Origin of the sequence: Pseudogemmobacter blasticus, from assembly GCF_003071405.1 — a bacterium.
GTDB classification, from domain to species: domain Bacteria; phylum Pseudomonadota; class Alphaproteobacteria; order Rhodobacterales; family Rhodobacteraceae; genus Pseudogemmobacter; species Pseudogemmobacter blasticus.
The window spans coordinates 780,483-801,805 of record NZ_CP020470.1 but is presented as its reverse complement, the minus strand read 5'-3'; the positions used below and the strand labels follow the sequence as shown (position 1 = coordinate 801,805).

Genomic DNA, 21,323 nt, shown 5'->3' with positions numbered 1-21,323 from the left:
CGCCCCGCAGCGGGGCGCAGAGCCAAGGCCGGGGACGGGGGCAGCCTCAGGCTGCGGCGTCCGAAAGCCTTGCGATCGTCTCGTCCCGACCGATGGCAAGCATCATGTCGAAGACCGAAGGCGTCACGCTGCGGCCTGCCAGGGCGGCCCGAAGCGGGGCCGCCAGCTTGCCGAATCCGATGCCGTTTTCGGCGGCGATCTCGTTCAGGATGGTCTCGAGCGTGTCTTTCGTCCAGCTAGCATTTTGCAAGCGCGGCGTCAATGATTTCAGTATACCACGGGATACCGTATCCAGCGAAGCCGCCGCCTTCTCATCCGGCGCGATGGGGCGATCCACCAGTGCAAACTGTGCCTTTTCAAGAAGTTCCGGGAAGGTCTTCGCACGTTCCTTCAGGGCCGCCATCGCCGGCACAAGCCGTGTGCGCTGCTGCACCGTCAGCCCGGGCTGGCCCGCGGCGGCCAGATAGCCCTCAAGTTCATGCAGCAGTGCGGCATCCTCGGTCATCGCGATGTGATGGCCGCAGGTGTTTTCCAGCTTCTTGAAATCCAGCCGCGCCGGCGCGCGACCGATTCCCTCCAGCGTGAAGACCCGCATCGCCTCTTCGCTGGTGAAGATCTCCATGTCGCCCTGCGCCCAGCCCAGCCGGGTCAGGTAGTTGCGCATCCCGCTCGCCGGGTAGCCCATGGCCTGGTATTCCTCCAGCCCGGTCGCGCCATGGCGCTTCGACAGCTTCTTGCCGTCGGGTCCGTGGATCAGCGGGATGTGCGCCCAGACCGGCACGGTCCAGCCCATCGCATCATAGACCATCTGCTGGCGGGCGGCGTTGTTCAGGTGGTCGTCACCCCGGATCACATGGGTCACGCCCATGTCATGGTCGTCCACCACCACGGCCAGCATATAGGTGGGCGTGCCGTCGCTGCGCAGGACGATCATGTCATCCAGCGTTTCATTCTTGATCACCACGCGGCCCTGCACCTGATCCTCGATCACCGTCTCGCCCGTGCGCGGCGCCTTCATGCGGATCACATAGGGCGCGTCGGGGTGGGTGGACGGGTCGGCGTCGCGCCAGGGCGACAGGAACACCGGATAGCTGACACCGCGCGCCTTCTCCGCCTCGCGGAAGGCCTCGATCTCGGCGGCGGTGGAAAAGCACTTGTAGGCGGTGCCCCGCGCCAGCATCTCATGCGCCACCTCGGCATGGCGATCCTTGCGCTCGAACTGGCTGACGACATCGCCGTCCCAGTCCAGCCCCAGCCAGGTCAGCCCCTTCAGGATGGCCTCGGTCGCTGCGGGGGTTGACCGTTCCCGATCGGTATCCTCGATCCGCAGCAGGAACTTGCCGCCCCGGCCGCGGGCGAACAGCCAGTTGAACAGCGCCGTCCGGGCACCGCCGATGTGCAGATAGCCGGTGGGCGAGGGCGCGAAGCGGGTGACCACATCGGAGCGGGCCTCAGAGCGCATGGGCATTCTTGCATTAACCTTTCGGAAACCAGGATCTGGGATGACGGGAAGAGCCGGTCAGCCGGCGTTGCGGGCATTTAGACGGCAAGGACGGGGAAGGGCAAGGTGGCGGGGGCGTGGCCCGACCAATGGCTGCTGGCGCCGCTACGCGCGCTGGTCGAGGCGCGGGGGCATCTGTTCCCCCTGGCCGCGGTGCTGATCGGCTGCGGTGTGGGCCTGTGGTTCATCTGGCCGTCCGAACCGGGGCGGGCGCTGTATCTGGGCGCGGGCGGGCTGGCGCTGGCCGCCGCCCTGGCGCAGCGTTGGGCGCCCGATCTGCTGCGTCCGCCCGCGGCGGCGCTGCTGGCGCTGATGCTGGGCTTTCTGGCCGCCGGGCTGCGCGCCCATCTGGTGCAGGCACCGATGCTGACCTTCCGCTACTATGGCCCGGTCGAAGGCCGCATCGTCGAGATTGACCGTTCCGCCTCGGATGCGCCGCGCATCACGCTGGATCATGTGGTGCTGGAAGACCTGCCGCCCGACCGCACGCCGCAGCGGGTGCGGCTCTCGTTGCAGGGCGACCAGCCCTTCCTGACCCCGGCGCCGGGCCAGACCGTGATGGTCACCGCCAGCCTGGCCGCCCCCGACGGCGCGGTCGAACCGGGGGGCTTCGACTTTCGCCGCATGGCCTATTTCGCCGGGCTGGGCGGCGTCGGCTATACCGCCAAGCCGCTGGTGCTGCTGGAAGATCCGGGTCCGGCCGACGAACGCATTGGCCGGCTGCGCAGCTATCTGTCGGGGGCCATGCAGGCCGCCATTCCGGGCGATGCCGGCGCCTTTGCCGCGGGCGCCATGACGGGTGACCGTTCGGGCATCAGCCATGATACCGTCGTAGCGCTGCGCGACAGTTCGCTGGCGCATCTTCTGGCCATCTCGGGCATGAACCTGGCCTTTCTGGTGGGCTTCGTCTTCGCGCTCTTGCGCACGGCGCTGGCGCTGGTGCCGGCGCTGGCGGTGCGGGCGAACGGCAAGAAGGTGGCGGCGGTGATCTCTTTCGCGGTGGCGGGGTTCTATCTGCTGCTGTCAGGATCGAATGTCGCGACCGAACGCGCCTTCGTCATGGTGGCGGTGATGCTGGGCGCGGTGCTGCTGGACCGCCGCGCCATCACCCTGCGATCGGGCGCGGTGGCGGCGGCGGTCCTGCTGCTCCTGCGCCCCGAAAGCCTGCTGGAGCCGGGCTTCCAGATGTCCTTTGCCGCAACGCTGGGGCTGATCTGGGGCTTTTCGGTGCTGGATCACAAGGTCATGCTGGGCGACTGGCCGCGCTGGACGGTGCCGGTCTTCACCCTTGTCGCCAGTTCCGCCATCGGCGGCATCGCCACCGCCCCCTATGCGGCGGCGCATTTCAACCGTTTCACCGATTACGGCTTTGTCGCCAACCTGCTGACCGTTCCGGTCATGGGCGCGGTGGTCATGCCGATGGGCGCGCTGGCGGCCCTGCTGGCGCCGCTGGGGCTGGCCGGGGGCCCGCTGTGGCTGATGGGGCTGGGTTGCGACTGGATTTTGTATGTCGCGCATCGGGTGGCCGCCATCGACGGCGCGGTGACGGCGATCCCCGCGCCGGGGGCCGTGGTGCTGCCGCTCCTGTCGCTCGGGGCGCTCTGGGGCATCCTCTGGCCGGGCCGGGCCCGCTGGGCCGGTCTGGCGGCGGTCGTGCTGGCCCTGCTGCTCTGGCCGCTGGCCGAACGGCCCGGCCTGCTGATCTCGGGCGACGGGCGGCTGGTCGGGCTGATGGGGCCGCAGGGGCGGGCGCTGTCGGCCGGCAGCGGCGGCGGCTTTGCCGCGAAGAACTGGCTGGAAAACGACGGCGATCTTGCCTTGCAGCCCGAAGCGGCGGCGCGGCCGGGGTTCACCGGGCCGAAGGAAGCGCGGCGCTTCGCCTTTGCCGGCCTGCGCGGCGTGGTGCTGACCGGCAAGACCGGCGCGGCCCTGCTGGGCGATGCCTGCGCCTCGGCCGATCTGGTGATCCTGGCGGCACGGGCCGAAGCCGCCCCCGAAGGCTGCCATCTGATCGACCAGACCATCCTGCGCGACACCGGCCCGCTGGCCCTGTCCCAAGGCGCCGACGGCACCATCACCTTGCGCGCGGGCCGTTCGGGCGGCCGGATCTGGAGCGGCCCTGTGCTGGACAACAGCCGTCTGGCCGGCCTGCTGCCCGATCCGCCCCCACAGGCGGCAGGCCCGGATCAGTAGTTGCGGATCAGCCCGACCAGCCGGCCCTGCACCTTGACCAGATGGTCGGGGAAGACGCGGGTTTCATAGGCGGGGTTCGCCGCCTCCAGCGCGATCATGTTGCCGCGCCGGCGAAAGCGTTTCAGCGTGGCCTCGTGATCCTCGACCAGCGCCACCACAATATCGCCGTTCTCGGCGGTGGTCTGTTCGCGGATCACCACGATGTCGCCATCGTTGATCCCCGCCTCGATCATCGAGTCGCCCTTGACCTCAAGCGCGTAATGGTTGCCGCGGCCCGCCAGCATCGAGCCGGGCACCGCAACATGGTGGCTGACCTCGCTGATCGCCTCGATCGGCACACCGGCGGCGATGCGGCCCATGACCGGCAGTTCCATCGCATGGATCGCCTCGACCGGCACGGCATTGCGCGGCGGATCGCTGCGGTCGCCCTTGATGACGCGCGGGCTGAAGCCGGGCCGTTCCATCGCATCGGGCAGCTTGATGATTTCCAGCGCGCGGGCACGATGGGCCAGCCGCCGGATGAAGCCGCGTTCTTCCAGCGCGGTGATCAGCCGGTGGATGCCGGACTTCGACCGCAGATCCAGCGCCTCTTTCATCTCGTCAAAGGAGGGCGGCACGCCGTCGCTGTCCATCCGGTCCTTGATGAAGTTCAGAAGTTCAAGCTGCTTGCGCGTGAGCATCGGTTCCCCCGGTCGGGCATGGGTTTTGGGCAGGTGTTTCGGGCGGGTATTTTGGGCAGGCGTTGATGCAATGTTCTGCCCGTGTTCCCGGTTTGTGTCAAGCAATTTGCGAATCACCGGCCGCAAACGCCGCCGCGGGGGCGCTTCGCCCCCCCGCACCCCCAGAGGGTATTTGGGCCAACTGGAAGGGTCAGAACGGCAGATAGGGTACGGTCTCGCCCGGTTGGCGCGGGCCGTCCGATGCGGGCCGGATCAGCAGGGCGCTGGCTTCGCTCAGAATGGTCAGCAGCGCGCTGTCCTGCTGGGCGAAGGGGGTGATGCGGTCGCCGGCCAGGCGGGCGCGCATGTAATGGGCGCGCGGTCCGTTGGCGGGCAAGGGTTCGGTCAGGGTGGCGGACAGTGCAGCGGGCAGCGGCGCGGGGTCGCCTTGCAGGGCGCGCAGCAGCGGCAGCAGGAAAAGCTGCCCGGTGATGATGGCCGAAACCGGGTTGCCCGGCAGGCCCAGCAGCACCGACGCCCCCCGTCGGCCCGCCAGCAGCGGCTTGCCGGGGCGCATCGCCACCTTCTGAAAGGCGGGCACCAGCCCAACATCGCCCGCGGTGCGGGCCACCAGATCGTGATCGCCGACCGAGGCGCCGCCGATGGTGACGATCACATCGGCGCCTTCGGCCAGCGCAAACACCGCGCGCAGCGCGGCGTCCTCATCCCGGGCGATGGGCAGCAGCCGCGTCTCCGCCCCGGCGGCGCGCGCCATCGCCTCCAGCGCGAAGCTGTTCGAGGCGATGATCTGATCGGGGCCGGGGTCTTCGCCGGGCATCACCAGCTCATCCCCTGTGGCGATGAAGGCCACCACCGGCCGGCGCGCGACGGGCACCTGCGCCACGTTCATCGCGGCCAGCAGCGCCAGATCGGCCGGGCGCAGCCAGCGCGGCGCCAGGCTGGCCCCGGCGGCGAAATCGGCCCCCTGCGGGCGGATGTTGCGCCCGCTGTCGGCGCCCACGCGCAGCGTGATGCGGTCCCCTTGGCGGTCAACATCTTCCTGGATGACCACGCGGCTGGCCCCGGCGGGGACGGGGGCGCCGGTGAAGATGCGCACGGCCTGTCCGGGCCCGACAGACCCCGCGAAGCCATGTCCGGCCCCGGCCTCGCCCACAACCTGGAAGCTGTCACCGGCGGCGGGATCGCCCGCAACGGCATAGCCATCCATGGCCGAGGCATCGAAGGGCGGCTGGTCACGGCGGGCGGCGACGGGGCCCGCCAGCCAGCGGTTGGCGGCGGCCCGCAGCGGCACCGTTTCAGGCGGTAGAGGCCCGGCCAGCGCCAGAAGGCGGGTCTGCGCCTCTTCGACCGAAATCATCGCTTCGCCTCGTAAAGACCTGATTTTCCGCCGTCTTTCAGCAAAAGCCGGATGCCTTCGATCGTCATGGATTTCTCGACCGCCTTCACCATGTCATAGACCGTCAGGCAGGCAACCGAGACGGCGGTCAGCGCCTCCATCTCAACCCCGGTCTGCCCGCCGGTCCTGACCGTGGCCTCGACCCGGATCGCGGAGCGCAGCGGATCGGCGGTCAGCTCCAGCGCGACTTTCGTCAGCGGCAGCGGGTGGCAGAGCGGGATCAGATCGGCGGTCTTCTTGGCCCCCATGATGCCCGCCAGCCGCGCCACCGACAGCACGTCGCCCTTCTGCGCGCGCCCTTCGGTGACCAGCGCCAGCGTGGCGGGCGCCATCACCACATAGCCTTCGGCCACCGCAATGCGGTCGGTGACCGGCTTGCCCGAGACATCCACCATATGCGCCGCGCCGGTGGCGTCGAAATGGGTCAGTCCGGGCGGGCCTGCGGTCATATCCGGCCCCCTTGCGCCGTCAGCGGACGGGCCAGAATGGCGCGCGTGGCGGCGGCCACGTCGTCCTGCCGCATCAGGCTTTCCCCGATCAGGAAGCAGCGCGCGCCGAAGCGGGCCAGATCGGCCAGATCCTCGGGGGCGTAAAGGCCGCTTTCCGCCACGATCAGCCGGTCTTCGGGCACCAGCCGTGCCAGCTTGCGCGTGGTGTCCAGCGACACTTCGAACGTGTGCAGGTTGCGGTTGTTGATGCCGATCAGCGGCGATTTCAGCGCCTGCGCGCGTTCCAGCTCGGCTTCGTCATGCACTTCGATCAGCACATCCATGCCCCAAGTCAGGGCCGCGTCTTCCAGCTCCGCCGCCTGTTCGTCGGACAGCGAGGCCATGATCAGCAGGATGCAATCGGCCGACAGCGCGCGGGATTCGGCCACCTGCCAGGGATCGTACAGGAAATCCTTGCGCAGGCAGGGCAGTTTGGTGGCGTCATGCGCCTGGGTCAGGAAGTCGTCGGCACCCTGAAAGCTGGGCCCGTCTGTCAGCACCGACAGGCAGGTGGCGCCGCCGTCCTCATAGGCGGCGGCCAGCGCCGGCGGGTCGAAGTCGGGGCGGATCAGGCCCTTCGACGGGCTGGCCTTCTTGATCTCCGCGATCAGACCGTAGCCCTGCATCGCCGCCTCGCGCAGCGCGCGGGCAAAGCCGCGCGGTGCCGGCGCGGACCGGGCGGCCTCTTCCACCTCGGCCAGCGGGCGGGCGGCTTTGCGGGTGGCCACGTCCTCAAGTTTGTAGGCCTTGATCCGGTCGAGAATGGTGGTCATGCGGGTCTTCCTGTTGCGGCGCGGACCGGGGGTTTCACAGCCCCGGACCCCGTGGGGTATGTGTCCCAGGATGAAGGGAATGAGCGGGATCGCGGAAGACTAGCGAAGCCTGCGCCGGAAGGAAAGGTTCAGCGGGACCAGTCGATGACCGGCTCGCCCCGCGCGGCCAGCCAGCGGTTGACGGCCGAAAAGGGCCGCGCGCCGAAAAAGCCCCGCCAGGCCGACAGGGGCGAAGGGTGCGGCGTTTCCACAAACAGATGGCCGTCGCGCGGCAGGCCGGCACACAGCCGCTGCGCCGGTGCCCCCCACAGCACAAAGGCGCGCGGGCCATCGGCGGCGGTGGCCTGCACCACCTGCGCGGCCAGCTCTTCCCAGCCCCAGCCCTTGTGGCCGTTGGCCCGCCCCACCGGCACCGTCAGCGCGGTGTTCAGCAGCAGCACCCCCTGGTCGGCCCAGGGCGCAAGGTCGCCATCGGCCTTGGGCTGGCCGGTGTCTTCGGCAAGCTCGGTCAGGATGTTGCGCAGGCTGTCGCGCGGGGGCTGGCCCGGAGGAAAGCTGAAGGCAAGGCCGGTGGCGCGGCCCGGCGTGGGGTAGGGGTCTTGCCCCAGGATCACCACCCGCACCCGGTCGCGCGGGGTCAGCGCCAGCGCGCGGAAGATCATGTCCGGCGCGGGCTGCCAGTCGGGCACCGCCCGCAGCCGTGCCCAAAGGGCCGGCCACTGGTCGCGAAAGAACGGCAGGCCGGCCCAACTGGCGGGCGGCGGCGGCGCGTCAGCCATGCGTCAGGCGGGCAACATCGGCCAGCTTGGCCTTGGCCGCGCCGCTGTCGATCGAGGCGCGGGCCATCTCCACCCCCTCGGGCAACGAGGCGGCCTTGTCCGCCACCACCAGCGCGGCGGCGGCGTTCAGCAGCACCGCATCGCGATAGGCGCCCGCCTCGCCGTCCAGCAGCGCGCGGAAGGCAACGGCGTTTTCCGCCGGCGTGCCGCCCAGCACCTTTTCGAACGGATGGTAGGGCAGGCCCGCATCTTCGGGATGCAGGGTGAATTCGCGGATCGCGCCGTTTTCCAGCGCCGCCACCTTGGTGGGCGCGGCGATCGAGATTTCATCGGTGCCGTCGCCGCCATGCACCAGCCAGGCCTTGACGGTGCCAAGCTGCAACAGGGTTTCGGCCATGGGCCGGATCAGCGCGTCGGAAAAGGCGCCGGTCAACTGGCGCGTCACCCCGGCGGGGTTGGTCAGCGGCCCCAGGATGTTGAAGATCGTGCGGGTGCCCAGCTCGGCCCGCACCGGCCCCACATGGCGCATCGCGGGGTGGTGCATCGGCGCCATCATGAAGCCGATCCCGGCTTGCGACAGGCAGCGTTCCACCACCTCGGCGCCGACCATGACATTCAGGCCCAGTTCCGTCAGCGCATCCGCCGCGCCGGATTTGGACGACAGGTTCCGGTTGCCATGCTTGGCCACCGGCACGCCGGCCCCGGCCACCACAAAGGCCGTCGCGGTCGAGATGTTCAGCGTGCCCTTGCCATCGCCGCCGGTGCCCACGATGTCCATCGCGCCTTCGGGCGCGCGGACGGGGTTGCACTTCGACCGCATCACCCGCGCGGCGGCGGCATATTCATCGACCGTCTCGCCCCGCGTCCGCAGCGCCATCAGGAAGCCGCCCATCTGTGCGGGGGTGGCGGTGCCTTCGAACAGGCAGGCAAAGGCGGCCTCGGCCTCGTCCCGGGTCAGCGGGCGGGTGGCGGCGATGCCGATCAGCGGTTTCAGAACCTCGCTCATGCCGTCACCTTGACGCCGGCGGTTTCCAGGAAATTCTGCAGCATCAGGTGCCCGTGTTCGCTGGCAATGGATTCGGGGTGGAACTGCACCCCCTCGATCAGCTTCTCGCGGTGGCGCAGGCCCATGATGGTGCCGTCCTCCAGCCAGGCGGTGATCTCCAGACAGTCGGGCAGGGTCTCGCGCTCGACGATCAGCGAATGATAGCGCGTGGCGACAAAGGGCGAGGGCAGGCCGCGGAACATGCCTTTGCCTTCGTGGTGCATGGTGCCCATCTTGCCATGAACGATCTCGTGGCAGCGGATGACCTTGCCGCCGAACGCCTCGCCAATGGTCTGGTGGCCCAGGCACACGCCCAGCAGCGGCACGTCGTTTTCGGCGGCGGCGCGGGTCAGCGGCAGGCAGATGCCGGCCTGCGCCGGGTCACAGGGGCCGGGCGACAGCACAATCGCCTGCGGCCGCATCGCCAGCGCCTCCTGCACCTCAAGCGCATCGTTGCGCCGCACCACCACATCGGCGCCAAGTTCGCCGAAGTAATGCACAAGGTTCCAGGTGAAGCTGTCGTAATTGTCGATCAGAAGCAGCATGTCGGTGACAACCCGTTGGTTCCCCGTGGGGCGGGCCGGAACGGCCCGGCCTGCGGCCCCGAGGAACGTCGTCCCGCTTATCGCGCATCTGACCCCGGGGGGCAACCGCCCTGCGCAGAGGGGTTTCCCCCTCTGCGCGGCCGGTCATGCGGCAACAAGCGGCTGGTCCTTGCGCTCCAGCAGGCGCAGCAGCCGCCGGGCAAGCCCCCCCGTCAGGAAGGTGCGGGCCCCGGCCGGGCGGAAGCCCGTTTCCCGCAGCTCGGGGAACAGCTCCAGCAGTTCCGCGCGGGCGGCCCGGTCCACCATCCGCAGCGCCTGCGGGCCGGGATAGAACGACTCGGTCTCGGCCCCGTTGGCAAAGACCACTTCATGCCGGTCGAACAGGATGTGGAAATACTCCACCGGCCCGCAGTCCCGCGCCTCTTCGATGCCGTCGCTGGCCAGCAGGTGCTTGGCCGCCACCAACACCTCATCCTCGCCGGCGATCCGTTCCGCCAGGGCCGACCGGACCAGAATCCGGTGCTGCGGCGACACCAGCAGATCGGTTTCCGGCAGGGACGGACCAAGCGCGCCCGCCCGGATGCGGATGGGCCGCAGATTGGGCCGGCGGTCCAGCTCGGATGCGGCCATCCGGCGCTGTCCGATCCACAGGATAGGCTGCGCGCCGCGGTCCCGCGTCACCACCGCATCGCCGACCCGCAGATCCTCGATCGGGCGCGGCCCGGTCGGGGTCAGGATCAGGGTGCCCCGCAGGAAGCAGGGCGGACCCATATCAGTGTTGCGGATGGTGTCGAATTCCAGGGGGCCGGTGTCGAGGCTGTTGCCGTTCTCGTCCTTGCCCGGCAGGATGACGGTGCCCGGCGTCTCGGGAAAGCTGGCGCGGGTGTCCAGCACGATATGGCGCCCGCCGCCGCCCAGACCCTGCACCTCGAACACCACGCCGGTCGGGGTCATCCCGAGGCCGGCTACCAGGTCGGGCTTGGGCACCATGCCGGTGTAAAGGTCGGTCCAGTTGGCCGGGTTGTCCAGATCGGCCTGCGTGGGATTCGCCGGCCCGGAATAGCTTTGCAGCTTCCAGAACTGGCCGTTCGAAAAGGCCTCTGCGCCGTTGATGTTCTGATAGCCGACCAGCCGGAACGTCTCGTCCGGCGCCCCCACCCGCTGGGCATTGTTCACCTGCATGGCAAAGCCGGCGTCGCTGGGGTTGTAAAGATTGGTGGGTTGGCCCGGCGTCTCGCCAAGGATGTCACCGCGAACCAGAAGGACAGTCTCAGACATCGTTCCCTTTCGGTCTTTCACTCTGGTCAGACGCAGACGGACGCAGGTCTGACCGGCCCTTCGCGGGGCAGGAACCTGGAACGCCTGTGACTGGCATTGTTTCGGAAAGGGGGGGAATTGCCCCCGGCACGATGAACGGGGAACACTTGTCCCGCGGCGCAGACAACAGCACCGGACAACCCCCGCGGTCGACACTGCGGTCGACGCCGGCCCCACTTGCAGGAACGCGCAGCCCGTGTCAACCGCCCGGCACCCGCCTTCGGCGCCTGCGGGGACGATAAGAAATATCCGTGTTTCATAAGGTTGTCAGAAGGGGGGAATGTGGCGGCATGTCGCGGCCCCCTCCAGGCCCCGGATCACCCCCGGGCCAGCGCCAACCCGCGCAGGTTGCGCCCCGCTCCCGAAGCCGGCGCCGACAGGCTTTGCCGGCCTGGCCCCCGGCCCATCATCGTTTCAGAAATCGAAACGATCCACCCCGCCGCAACGCCAGCCCACCCGCCACGCCCTGCGCGCAGCGGGCAAGGCCCGTCAGCAGCCCTGTCGGTATACATCCGGGAAACCTTGGAGGGGACATGCGGGCCGCTTCACTTCCGGGCTGTTGCCGGGCAAGCGCAGTATGGTCGTGAGATCAAGCACCAAAACGATGTTGCATTAGAGAAGCTGCGCCGGGGTGGTCAGGGCTGAGGTCGACGCCTTTCTGTTCTGCCTTTAAGCGGACATAACCTCTGATCATCTTTTCAGTAAACTCATACCACCCTTGGCGGGTCCCGGTCAGGATGCAGCCGTGCGGCTCACTTTTCAAGCGGTTCATGCGCGTGTTGAATTGGTCGCGGGTCATAGGATCTTGATGTAAGCCCTTCATCACCCGTTTATAGACCTCGAAAATGTCTGCGCTTCGTTTCTTCAACTCATGGCCATCAGCCACCGAAAAAAGTATTGCGCTATATGTGTCGTCATACTTCTGTGTGGCTTTTTCATATGGTCCTCGCAACTTCATGTCCATGGCACTTGCTGCATCTTCCATGGCTTGAACAAATAGCTCTGGAGTGACTGACCCGCCATTCTGGGCCTCGAATACACGCCAGAACAGTTTTTCAGAAATAAAATGAACATAGTAAGGAAACCCGTCGCAAATCATAGCAATTCGATAGGTAGTCGTCTTGTCGATCTTGATTCCGAGTGTTTCCGCAGCCGTCTCGACAATCTCAATTCTCGCATCCCATGGCAACCTCCCAAGATCAACAGCATGGAAGTATCGGTCTGCACTGCCATGGGCCGCCATCAATGCTTCCGCGCTTTCAGCAATCCCGCAGAAGATGAAGCAAGCCTCGACGTGTTTGTCCGAGACTTGCTTTACCAAATTGGCGAAGTCCCGCTGCACGTCTGACGACGCAACTAAGTCAAATTCATCGACCACGAAAACAGGCTTTCCGCCAAGCTCCTGCGCCAGAAACTGTATGACCCTGACGGCATCATTTACTGACAAAGGCTCTTCAATTTCTTTTTCTTTCTGGGTGGTGCTGCCTTTTAATAGTGCGGAAAATCCTTTGAGTGAGAGTCCAGCGCTTCCTTCCTTCGTCTTGGTTTCTTCGGCAATTCTCGGGTCATTTCCAAGCGTCTCATCGAAAATGTCTTTAATGATAGACTTGAAGGTGCTGTTGGGGTCGCAACTCACGATAATTGGGTCGTGCCCCTTTGCAATCTTGAAGGCGGCCGTTTGAGCGAGGGAAGACTTCCCTACCCCCCGAAGTCCATGGATCAGCACATGCCTTCCGGGTGCATAGAGTGCTTTCTCGATTCCATGAAGCTGATCCGCCCGTCCTTTCAGATACTCTTCTGACTGAAGCGGTTGCGCCGGTGACAACACTTTCGAAAGAGCGTAACCGAACTCTTGTTGTGTCTGTGTCAGAACCGCGCGCAGTGTTTCCAGCTTTTCCAACGAATGCCCCTGACGAGTAGCCTGCCAACCTCAGGCTACACGTCGCACGGGAACCCGCGCAAGTCGGAAACCCAACGTCATCTGCCGCGAGTTCGCTCTGCCTCGCGCCCCCTGTGTGCATTTCATATTTCGTCAGCTCATTCGCGAAGGCAGCGGTGCCAACTGTCACAGGCGCCATTGGATGAAGGCATCCGGTTAGGTCGGGGCGGGAGCGCCAGAAACGAAGCAGGGTGGCGAAGTTGAAATACCTGAATCTGCAGGTAACTGTGCCACGCCACAGATCACCTCAATAGTAGGCGCCAAGCGCTCAGGAACCATTATGCCATCAGTGACGAGCCGCAAGCCAGATCAGCCGGAAGAGGCCGCGGATTTTGCCGAAAACATCCGTCACCTCGTCTCCCGCATGCCCTCAATCGCGGAGGCCTCGAAGCGGATGGGTATCAATCGTCAGCAGTTGAACAAATATCTGAACGGCAGCAGCGTCCCTTCGCTGCGCACCATGCGCCGGATCGCCACGCTCTTCAACATTCCGATCGAGGCGCTGACCTTGCCGCTGGACGAGTTCGGCCATCACATTGGGGACAAGGCCGCGCCCGGCAAGATGTCTTCGGATCATTCCTTGATCGCGGAATTCGCCGGAGCGTTTACAGAGGCGAGCGAGGTGCTCAAGCCGTATTGTGGGCGGTACTTCCGCTACAACTGCGTGCCCCAGATGCCGAAGTATGTGCTGCGCACCTATGCGATCATCTTTCAGCGGCAGGGCGTTACGCAAGCGCTGGTCCTGGAACGGTTCGCCGCCGCCGGAACACCCTGGAGCCGGAGCAATGTGCGCCGTACGCGTCATCTCTTGAGCTACGTCCAGGACCGGATCCAGTTCATCGACTGCGGCACGCCGGCCCATGAGGTCACGCCGGGCTTCGCTCTGTTCTATCCGGTCTACACCTCCGGCGTGCGCTACCTGAGCGGCGTGTTTCTGAGCAACTTCGGCTTTGGTGCGCGCCCTATCTACAGTTCCAATATTGTCATGCAACGGCGTCGGGCAGGGCAGAGCCTGCGCGAAGACTTGGCCGCCTGCGGGCTGATGTCCCTGGATGATCCGGCGCTCGGTCCAGAGGTCCGCGAACGCCTGTGCTTCGAAGACGGCACTCCGGCGCTCCATCTCGCGGGCTGAGGGCACGATGATCCGCAACAATTTCCCAGTCAATCTGCGCCAACTGGTACACCATCTTTCCGGGACCTCGCGTGCCGCCGAGGCTCTCGGCATCAATCGCCAGCAACTGAACAAGTACCTGAGCGGGCTGACCATGCCATCGCTGGCGACGCTGCAAGGCATCACCGCACATCTGGGCCTTCAGCCAGACGATCTGCTGCTACCGCCAGGGCAGTTTCTGGCGCGCTGGCGCCCGCCGGTGAAGGTCGACGGGCTACCGCCACAAATTCAGGAGGTGTTCGGCGTCCTGCTAGAGAACATGGCTCAGACGCGCGACACGCTCGCGCAGTTCTGCGGTCATTACCATGTCTACACGCCACTCCCGACAAATCCCAAAAGGATAGGCCGCGCCTATGCGGCTATTTCGCAGCATGGCGATCTGACCACAGTCAAGATGGTGATGTTTGCCACGAACCGGGGAGAGACCCCGGAAAGCCGCCCGCCGACCAAGCTGACGGCGCTGGTCCAGTGGCTGGGAGAGCGGATCTATATCAACGGCGTGCAGAACGTCAGCCAGACCAATGCGCGTCTCTACAGCATTGCGCTTTACCCGCCTGCGGTGCCGTCCATGCCCTATCTGACTGGCATGCTGATGACGTCAAACAATGCCCGCACGCGGCCGATCTACGCGCTGCCGATCGTCTTTGACCGTCTTGCCGGAAAGGCTTTGCGCAGGGCCGATCTCCAGGCCTGCGGTGTCTTCTACAAGGACGACCCGAGGCTTGATCCGGGCGCACTCGCTCTGCTCGACGGACAACAGCCGCTGTGGTGACGGCACGGTCTGCAGAATACCTCTCGGTACCCGGAAATCCGATGCCCTCGTCACGCCACCGCCCTTGCGGAATGGCGCGGCCAGCATGTCGTATCGTCAAGCGGGCGACCCGGCTTCACTTGTGACGCTCTGGAGAGAAGTGGTGCGAGCCAACTCGCCAGTGCTACGCTTCAAATGTACCGTTTCGTCTTGGTTTCCATTCCTGCAGTGCGACATCCCAGCAGGCCGCCGCACGAATGATTCCCTAAGCGGCCTTCCTGATTGTAGCGAGGATGACATCATGCCTGATGTTTTTGGGACGAACGGCAACGATAGCTGGACCAATAACAATACCAACGACCGTTATTTCGGCAATGATGGCAACGACACGATGGTCGGCGGTAATGGGACGGAGGTTCTGTTTCCCGGATCGAATTCGGCCGCCAACGGCGACTGGATCTACGGTGGCAGCGGCAACGACCTGTATTACGGCAACGGCGGCAACGATGTGTTTGTCGAATACGAGACCGACACCGGCAAAGACACGATGTATGGCGGCAACGGCAACGACACGATGAATGGCGGCGCCGATAGCGACCGCATGAGTGGCGACGACGGTGACGATTACATGAATGGCGGGACCGGAAGCGACTCCATGCTTGGCGGGGCCGGAAACGACTACATGTTTGGCCACTACGGGGCCGACACACTCAGCGGTGGCACAGGAAATGATACGGTCGACGGCGGAAACGGCAGCGATTTGATCAATGGCGACGATGGGAGTGACTCCATAGATGGCGCTGCGGGCACAGATGTGAGCTATGGTGGAGCCGGTAACGACACAATCTACACTGACGCCAATACTGGTGGGCCCGGTGACAACTTCGACACTATCTATGGTGGCGATGATGATGGCGTCATCTATGGATTCAACAATGCTCAAGCGCTTTATGGTGACGCCGGGAATGACATAATCTCGGGCGACAACAAATTTTCCGGTGGCTCTGAAAGCAATACCGACACGTCGGAAGTTGACAGCCTGTACGGAGGCACTGGCGACGACACGGTTTATTCCGGCTATACTGGGACGACCTCTGCCTATGGCGACTACCTTGATGGTGGCGAAGGGCGGGACAATCTTGTCGGCGGTACAGCCAGTGATACCCTTTACGGGGGATCTGGCTCAGATTCACTCAGCGCTGGCCAAGGCAATGACCATCTCGATGGCGGGGCCGGCGATGATACGCTGACCGGCGGCACGGGCGATGACCTGTTCCTCTGGACCGGCGCCACCAACGATGTGATCACCGATTTCGGCACTGACAGCGGCGTGCTGAGCAACGGCATCCATACCGACAATGACTTTGTCGATCTCTCTGGCATCTATGACAAGTCTGCCCTCGGGGCGGTCAACACCAGGATCACGGCGGCGGGCGGCAAGGCCTTCCACACCGAACTCGGGATGCTGCGGGCGGATGCCGCGGATGGCAAGATCGACGGCATCATCAATGGCACCGATTACCGCACCGAACTGGGCATCACCGGCAGCCTTGAAATGACGGGCGTCGCCTCCGGCTTCCTGAACTTCGACAATACTGCCGTCGTATGTTTCGGGGCCGATACGCTTATCCTTACCCTTGAAGGGCCCGTCCGCGCCGGCGACATGGTGCTGACGCTGGACAACGGCTACCAGCCGGTGCGCTGGATTGGCAAGCGGCGGTTCAATGCGCTGGATCTGGCGCGGGCGCCGCACCTGCGCCCGGTCCGCATCCGCGCCGGGGCGATGGGGGCCGGTATGCCCGAGGCTGACCTGATCGTTTCGCCGCAACACCGCGTTCTGGTGCGCGGCGCGGTTCCCGAACGGATGTTCGGCGTGCAAGAGGTGCTTGTCGCCGCGAAGCAGTTGCTTGGGCTGGATGGCTTTGCCGTGGCGCAGGATCTGGACCAGATCGAATATGTCCACTTCCTGTTCGATCAGCACCAGATCGTCTGGTCGAACTGCGCCCCGACGGAATCGCTGTTCACCGGGCCAGAGGCGTTGAAATCGGTCAACCCCGCCCAGCTTGAGGAAATCCTTGCCATCTTCCCCGAACTGGCGAACACCGAAACCGTCCTGCCCGAGCTGTTCCCCCCGGTCCGGCTGCTGGTTCCGGGCCGCCGGGCGCGGTCCATGGCCGACCGGCTTGCCCGCAACGGCCAACGTCCCCTGCAGGGGCACGGCCACAGACCCTTGCCCTCTTGCGGGCGGCAGGAAATGGAGATGGCCGCGCTGTCCCAGGCGGCGGCTTGCGGGCGCCGGATGTCGGCCTCACGCAGGCCGGCCTCGGGCCACGGCTGCCATCAATGTCTGCAAGGGGCCCGTTCCCGGCCCCCGTTGCCCGTGAACCGTGGGGACGGGTCTGCCCGATCCGGCCCGGTCGCCGCATGGCGATCACCATCCGAGCGTCTCGCCAGTCGCGCAAATCATTCCGGTTGTGCTCATCCCCGGAAATCGGACGGTGACGGAAGCCAGGATCTGACGTTCAGGATGTGACCGGGACAAGGCGATGATGGTAGAAGTGCCAAATGTGGTTACAGAAGACGGACTGCGCGGGCTTCTTGCGCAGGGCTATTGCATCGAGGTCATCTGCGAGAAAGGTGCCGAACGGCGGAACAACACCTGGTACGGGGTTTGGATCGTTCGGGCAGGCGCCCCAGACAGACGCAATGACAAGATGCTTGTCACCAGCCGCAATCTGCTGAAATTCCGAGACTTCAGGACCATTTCCGGTCTGGTGAGCTTTCTTGCTGACATGGGTTGCAAAACCGCCAGTATCCCGCTGGAACAAGGCAGATGCGAACCACATCATCTGACGACACACACACACGAGGCGCGCAGATGAACTGGCCAGTTTCCGGCGGCAGGTCAGGGGCCCGAAGCGCCCTGTGCCTTGGAGGTGTTCTCAGCACCTTTCTGGCCCCAGACCCGCAGCTTCCAACATAGGCGAGGATTCGAGAGTGACATCCCTTCGCGCGGCCGCGGGCCATAGCATCAGCGCTGACGCGGGCTTTCGGCATGACTTCGCCATCGGCTGCACCGACGTAACAAGCGCGGCTGACGGAAGAACAGCGGGAAGTGGATCGCGGTCAAAAGGACGCTCGCTATGGGAGAGTGATGACCCGGGGGCAGGTCATACGGAACAGCAACCGAAAGGGTTGGCTGGCCTGGCCGACCCGCCCCCCAAGACAGGCGGGGCCTGCCCATAGCCGCCTTTCGTCCGGACAGGGTGCTGCTTCGTTGCACTTCCCAAAGCTGCTGTTCGTTTTGCCTCGCAGCGGCCACTCGACCACGATGGCATCCACGCGGGACGAGGCGGCCACTCACAATGCGGTCGGGCAAGGCGATAACAGTAAGCGTTCGCGGGGGACCACGGACGGCTTATCTTGACGGCGTGAAGTTCCACGGCAGCAGGTCGTCGAGGCGGCTTTGCGGGTGGCCGTTGGCGATAGCTGTCAAGGTGGCCTTGAGATAGGCGAAGGGCTCTATGCCGTTGATCTTGCAAGTTTCGATCAGCGAGGCGATGCGGCCCCAGGCGATGCCGCCTTCGTCATGGCCGGCGAAGAGCGTATTTTTGCGATTGAGGGCTATCGGGCGGATCAGGTTTTCGACCCTGTTGGAGTCGATTTCGACGCGGCCGTCGGTCAGGAAGGTTTGCAGCCCGTCCCAGTGATTGTGGATGTAGGCGAGCTTTTCGCCGAGCCGGGATTTGGCGGAGATCTTGCGGCGTTGTGCCTGCAGCCAGTCGCCGAAGGCGGCCACCAGCGGCGCGGTGCGGGCCTGACGGGCGGAGAGGCGCTGGCCGGGCGAGATGCCGCGGATGTCGGCCTCGACGGCATAGAGTTCGGCGATGCGGCGCAGACCCTCGGCGGCGATCTCCGATCCGTCGCGGTCAAAGACTTCCTTGAGTTTGCGCCGTGCATGCGCCCAACAGTGGGCCACCCGAATGGGCGCGCCGCCCTTGCGGGATGGTTTGGTCAGGCGGTTGTAGCCGGTGTAACCGTCAATCTGCAGGATGCCGTCGAAGCCGGTGAGGAAGGTCTCGGCATTCTCTCCCGCGCGGCCGGGGGCATAGAAGTAGACCACGCCGGGCGGGTCCTCGCCGCCCCACGGTCGGTCATCGCGGGCCAGCGCCCAAAGGTATCCGGTCTTTGTCACACCGCGCCCCGGATCCAGCACCGGGGCAGTGGTTTCATCCATGAACAGCTTGGATGACCGCTTCAGATGTTCAGCCAGCCGGTCGACAATGGGTTTCAGGTGGAACGCAGCCTTGCCGACCCAGTCGGCCAAGACTGCGCGGTGCAGATAAAGGCCCGCGCGCGCCAGGATCTGGCTCTGCCGATATAACGGCAGATGGTCCGCATACTTGCTGACCAGCACATGGGCCAGCGTCGCTTCGGTCGGTAGGCCCCCCATGATCAGGTGAGACGGCGCAGGGGCTTGGGTCACCCCGTCGGTGCAGGACCGGCAGGCATACTTCGGACGCACGGTGACGATGACGCGCAGCTGGGCCGGCACGATGTCCAGCCGTTCGCTGCGGTCTTCGCCGATCTTGTGCATGACACCGCAGCCACAGGGGCAGATCAGGCTGGCGGGTTCGATGATCTCTTCGATGCGCGGCAACGCGGCCGGCAGATTGCCGATAGTGCGCTTGGGGGCGGGTTTGCTCGCCTTGTCATCTGCTTTGGCGGCGCGGGTTTCCTTTTCCGCTTCAACCTCGGCCAGCGCGATGGACAGATCCTCGAATGCCAACTGCCGTTCATCTTCAGACAGCTTTTCCGACCGCTTGCCATGCAGGGCATGATTCAACTCAGCGATCAGATGCTCTTGCCGACGGGTGATTTCCGTCAGCGCCGCCACGGTTTCCATCAACGCCAGAACAGCCGCACGTTGCGCGGCAGGGATGGTGGAAAGGTCGATGACGGGTGCGGTTTGCATGGGCTGGAGCTACCATAATATCCCCGCAAAAACACGCAAAACCAAATGGTTGGTTCACTCTGCCGCAGCCGGTGGACGCCCCTCCAGCGCCTTTACCTTGCGCCAGTCCAGCCCGGCAAACAGCGCCTCGAACTGGGCATGGTTCAGCGCCATCACCCCGTCCTTGATCGCGGGCCAGGTGAACGTCGCATCCTCCAGCCTTTTGTAGGCCATCACGAGGCCGGTGCCGTCCCAGTATAAGAGCTTCAGCCTGTCCGCCTTACGCGAGCGGAAGACAAAGACCGCCCCGGTGAACGGATCCTTGCGCAGCACAGACGACACCAGCGCTGCCAGGCCATCATGACCCTTTCTGAAGTCGATGGGCTTTGTCGCGACCATGATCCGAACCCGGTTCGACGGGAACATCATGGGCTGGCAGCCAAGGCGCGCACGACCGACGCAATCCGCTCCGCCGAGGCTCCGGTTTCCAGACGGATAGCCACCGCGCCCGCGATGATCTCGGGCCGGTCCGCGGCGCCCACGGCACAACGCGGTCCATCACCAACCGGGCCAATCATCAACGATGCAAATTCCACCGGATCCTCCGGCGCCGGCAGCACCAGCCGCCCTTTGCGCGCCAGCGTCCGCCACGCCGAAACGTGGTTCGCCGGAACACCATGACGCCGCGCGACAGAATTCACCGTGATACCCGGCGTCAGCGTCTCCGCCACGATCCGGGCCTTCACCTCATCAGGCCACTTCCGGTTCCGACGGCCGCGACCGCCAACCGGGAAAACCTCCAATGTAGTCTCCATGGAGAAAATCCATTCCAACAATCACCAAAGTCCAAAGAACCGATCAGGATGAGAGCCGGAAGGTGGGAGGCTGGAAACGCTTACCGATAACAGCCTGCCCGACTTGTTTTTACCCCTTCAGACTGAGTGTTACATTCGGAAAGGGAAAGCCGAAGTCGTCGATAGCGCGCCGAGAAACCTCTTGGAAGCCAAGCGCGATGTAGAAGCGAACGGCTTGCTCATTCTCTGTGTAGACCTCTAGGGAAAGTTCCCCCTTCCGGGCCAGTGCATCGGCGATAAGTTTGCGCCCTATGCCAAAGCCCTGCCAGTCTGGCGCGATGAAAATCCCGCCAATGAAGCTGCCCAATAGACTGATGAACCCAACAGTCTCCCCCTCAAGGCAAGCCACTGAAGTCTCTGCCTTAGGCAGATACTCCTCTTCGATCAGTCCCCGCTGCTCGATCAGCCTTGTCTCACCGATGAAGGAATGCGCCCTCATCGAAGCTTCGAACCAGATTTTGGACAGCTTTTTCAGATCCGTTGCCGCGTCAAAGGGCCGGATCACCAAGTTTATGTTCTCCATGAGAACTCCACAGAAATCATGCAAAAAGGATCGGCAACGATGTGCCGAACGATACCGCTACATGCGGTTCAATCGAAGCCTCTGTGCATAAATCTCCTTCTGTGACGGTCAGAACATAGGCTACCAGCTCACCAGGCTCAATGGCTGCCTTGGATTCCGAGCAACATGCGTTGGGATGGCGACACTGACGTTTGGCGGGTTCAACCAATCCGTCGCTCTGGACAGGCAAGGTGGCCCTTACCGCCGGTCAGTTGCCAGGAATGCTGCCTGACCGCATTCTCCGATGCCTCCTTTCAACTGGGACGCAGCAAGGAAACGGCCATGATGGCAGCTAAGGCCGGCCCAAAGTCACGGGGCGGCAATGCGACAACGAGTGTCTTCGATAGACCATACTCCGTGAATTGGGGAGGCAAT

Annotated in this window: 19 protein-coding genes; 4 read left to right on the top strand and 15 right to left on the bottom strand. The window is 64.8% G+C overall.

What is annotated here, in order from left to right; translation table 11 throughout:
* Positions 1-46: 46 nt before the first annotated feature.
* Positions 47-1,462, bottom strand: coding sequence for a glutamate--tRNA ligase (gene gltX / locus B6K69_RS03820; RefSeq protein WP_108642843.1), 1,416 nt, complete (start codon positions 1,460-1,462; stop codon positions 47-49).
* Between the two features lie 105 nt (positions 1,463-1,567).
* Between gltX and B6K69_RS03815 the strand changes: the two genes are divergently transcribed.
* Positions 1,568-3,694 (top strand): ComEC/Rec2 family competence protein, encoded by a 2,127-nt coding sequence (locus B6K69_RS03815; protein ID WP_228156799.1) that lies wholly within the window; start codon positions 1,568-1,570, stop codon positions 3,692-3,694.
* Here the strand turns inward: B6K69_RS03815 and lexA are convergent.
* From lexA to B6K69_RS03770, 9 genes are all read right to left on the bottom strand, one after another.
* On the bottom strand, positions 3,688-4,374 hold the full coding sequence (lexA, locus tag B6K69_RS03810) for a transcriptional repressor LexA (RefSeq protein ID WP_107674336.1): 687 nt from the start codon (positions 4,372-4,374) through the stop codon (positions 3,688-3,690). The genes B6K69_RS03815 and lexA overlap by 7 nt on opposite strands.
* Before the next feature lie 190 nt (positions 4,375-4,564).
* Entirely contained in the window at positions 4,565-5,731 is a 1,167-nt protein-coding gene (locus B6K69_RS03805; RefSeq protein ID WP_108642842.1) for a molybdopterin molybdotransferase MoeA, read from the bottom strand.
* On the bottom strand, positions 5,728-6,219 hold the full coding sequence (gene moaC / locus B6K69_RS03800; protein ID WP_107674338.1) for a cyclic pyranopterin monophosphate synthase MoaC: 492 nt from the start codon (positions 6,217-6,219) through the stop codon (positions 5,728-5,730). Before moaC ends, B6K69_RS03805 begins: the two co-directional genes overlap by 4 nt.
* A complete protein-coding gene (gene trpC / locus B6K69_RS03795) occupies positions 6,216-7,031 on the bottom strand; it encodes an indole-3-glycerol phosphate synthase TrpC (protein WP_108642841.1) in 816 nt (271 codons plus the stop codon). The genes moaC and trpC overlap by 4 nt, the downstream gene beginning before the upstream one ends.
* A 128-nt stretch (positions 7,032-7,159) precedes the next feature.
* The gene (locus B6K69_RS03790) at positions 7,160-7,810 is read right to left on the bottom strand and encodes a uracil-DNA glycosylase (RefSeq protein WP_108642840.1); all 651 of its coding nucleotides are present in this window, start codon (positions 7,808-7,810) and stop codon (positions 7,160-7,162) included.
* A complete protein-coding gene (gene trpD, locus B6K69_RS03785) occupies positions 7,803-8,816 on the bottom strand; it encodes an anthranilate phosphoribosyltransferase (protein WP_108642839.1) in 1,014 nt (337 codons plus the stop codon). Before trpD ends, B6K69_RS03790 begins: the two co-directional genes overlap by 8 nt.
* On the bottom strand, positions 8,813-9,400 hold the full coding sequence (locus B6K69_RS03780) for an anthranilate synthase component II (RefSeq protein ID WP_108642838.1): 588 nt from the start codon (positions 9,398-9,400) through the stop codon (positions 8,813-8,815). The genes trpD and B6K69_RS03780 overlap by 4 nt, the downstream gene beginning before the upstream one ends.
* 144 nt (positions 9,401-9,544) lie before the next feature.
* Entirely contained in the window at positions 9,545-10,678 is a 1,134-nt protein-coding gene (locus B6K69_RS03775) for a Hint domain-containing protein (RefSeq protein ID WP_228156798.1), read from the bottom strand.
* Between the two features lie 628 nt (positions 10,679-11,306).
* The gene (locus B6K69_RS03770) at positions 11,307-12,617 is read right to left on the bottom strand and encodes an AAA family ATPase (RefSeq protein ID WP_108642837.1); all 1,311 of its coding nucleotides are present in this window, start codon (positions 12,615-12,617) and stop codon (positions 11,307-11,309) included.
* 319 nt (positions 12,618-12,936) lie between these two features.
* Here B6K69_RS03770 and B6K69_RS03765 point away from each other — a divergent pair, with 319 nt between their 5' ends.
* From B6K69_RS03765 to B6K69_RS03755, 3 genes are all read left to right on the top strand, one after another.
* On the top strand, positions 12,937-13,788 hold the full coding sequence (locus B6K69_RS03765; protein ID WP_108642836.1) for a helix-turn-helix domain-containing protein: 852 nt from the start codon (positions 12,937-12,939) through the stop codon (positions 13,786-13,788).
* A gap of 7 nt (positions 13,789-13,795) precedes the next feature.
* Positions 13,796-14,599, top strand: a complete 804-nt coding sequence (locus B6K69_RS03760; protein WP_228156797.1) for a helix-turn-helix domain-containing protein — start codon at positions 13,796-13,798, stop codon at positions 14,597-14,599.
* An 85-nt stretch (positions 14,600-14,684) separates the two neighbouring features.
* Positions 14,685-17,111 (top strand): Hint domain-containing protein, encoded by a 2,427-nt coding sequence (locus B6K69_RS03755; protein WP_108642835.1) that lies wholly within the window; start codon positions 14,685-14,687, stop codon positions 17,109-17,111.
* On the opposite strand, the gene B6K69_RS18290 is transcribed toward B6K69_RS03755, so the two are convergent.
* The 5 genes from B6K69_RS18290 to B6K69_RS03730 all read right to left on the bottom strand — a co-directional run bounded on the left by B6K69_RS18290 (position 17,101) and on the right by B6K69_RS03730 (position 20,909).
* Positions 17,101-17,427: a hypothetical protein gene (locus B6K69_RS18290; RefSeq protein ID WP_206340537.1), complete on the bottom strand. Its 327-nt coding sequence runs from the start codon at positions 17,425-17,427 to the stop codon at positions 17,101-17,103. The two genes, B6K69_RS03755 and B6K69_RS18290, sit on opposite strands and share 11 nt — an antisense overlap.
* 569 nt (positions 17,428-17,996) lie before the next feature.
* Entirely contained in the window at positions 17,997-19,553 is a 1,557-nt protein-coding gene (gene tnpC / locus B6K69_RS03745; protein ID WP_108642833.1) for an IS66 family transposase, read from the bottom strand.
* 54 nt (positions 19,554-19,607) lie between these two features.
* Entirely contained in the window at positions 19,608-19,931 is a 324-nt protein-coding gene (gene tnpB / locus B6K69_RS03740) for an IS66 family insertion sequence element accessory protein TnpB (protein ID WP_206340516.1), read from the bottom strand.
* Between the two features lie 26 nt (positions 19,932-19,957).
* Positions 19,958-20,347, bottom strand: coding sequence for an IS66-like element accessory protein TnpA (gene tnpA / locus B6K69_RS03735; protein WP_107673214.1), 390 nt, complete (start codon positions 20,345-20,347; stop codon positions 19,958-19,960).
* Between the two features lie 109 nt (positions 20,348-20,456).
* Entirely contained in the window at positions 20,457-20,909 is a 453-nt protein-coding gene (locus B6K69_RS03730) for a GNAT family N-acetyltransferase (RefSeq protein ID WP_107674351.1), read from the bottom strand.
* Positions 20,910-21,323 lie beyond the last annotated feature (414 nt).

Excerpts from the sequence above, each read along its gene's own strand:
- B6K69_RS03780 (WP_108642838.1), bottom strand. The coding sequence starts at position 9,400 with ATGCTGCTTCTGATCGACAATTACGACAGCTTCACCTGGAACCTTGTG.
- tnpC (WP_108642833.1), bottom strand. The coding sequence starts at position 19,553 with ATGCAAACCGCACCCGTCATCGACCTTTCCACCATCCCTGCCGCGCAA.
- B6K69_RS03805 (WP_108642842.1), bottom strand. The coding sequence starts at position 5,731 with ATGATTTCGGTCGAAGAGGCGCAGACCCGCCTTCTGGCGCTGGCCGGG.
- B6K69_RS03790 (WP_108642840.1), bottom strand. The coding sequence starts at position 7,810 with ATGGCTGACGCGCCGCCGCCGCCCGCCAGTTGGGCCGGCCTGCCGTTC.
- lexA (WP_107674336.1), bottom strand. The coding sequence starts at position 4,374 with ATGCTCACGCGCAAGCAGCTTGAACTTCTGAACTTCATCAAGGACCGG.
- trpD (WP_108642839.1), bottom strand. The coding sequence starts at position 8,816 with ATGAGCGAGGTTCTGAAACCGCTGATCGGCATCGCCGCCACCCGCCCG.
- B6K69_RS03775 (WP_228156798.1), bottom strand. The coding sequence starts at position 10,678 with ATGTCTGAGACTGTCCTTCTGGTTCGCGGTGACATCCTTGGCGAGACG.
- trpC (WP_108642841.1), bottom strand. The coding sequence starts at position 7,031 with ATGACCACCATTCTCGACCGGATCAAGGCCTACAAACTTGAGGACGTG.
- B6K69_RS03765 (WP_108642836.1), top strand. The coding sequence starts at position 12,937 with ATGCCATCAGTGACGAGCCGCAAGCCAGATCAGCCGGAAGAGGCCGCG.
- tnpA (WP_107673214.1), bottom strand. The coding sequence starts at position 20,347 with ATGGAGACTACATTGGAGGTTTTCCCGGTTGGCGGTCGCGGCCGTCGG.
- B6K69_RS18290 (WP_206340537.1), bottom strand. The coding sequence starts at position 17,427 with ATGATGTGGTTCGCATCTGCCTTGTTCCAGCGGGATACTGGCGGTTTT.
- gltX (WP_108642843.1), bottom strand. The coding sequence starts at position 1,462 with ATGCGCTCTGAGGCCCGCTCCGATGTGGTCACCCGCTTCGCGCCCTCG.
- tnpB (WP_206340516.1), bottom strand. The coding sequence starts at position 19,931 with ATGGTCGCGACAAAGCCCATCGACTTCAGAAAGGGTCATGATGGCCTG.
- B6K69_RS03730 (WP_107674351.1), bottom strand. The coding sequence starts at position 20,909 with ATGGAGAACATAAACTTGGTGATCCGGCCCTTTGACGCGGCAACGGAT.
- B6K69_RS03755 (WP_108642835.1), top strand. The coding sequence starts at position 14,685 with ATGTCGTATCGTCAAGCGGGCGACCCGGCTTCACTTGTGACGCTCTGG.
- moaC (WP_107674338.1), bottom strand. The coding sequence starts at position 6,219 with ATGACCGCAGGCCCGCCCGGACTGACCCATTTCGACGCCACCGGCGCG.
- B6K69_RS03760 (WP_228156797.1), top strand. The coding sequence starts at position 13,796 with ATGATCCGCAACAATTTCCCAGTCAATCTGCGCCAACTGGTACACCAT.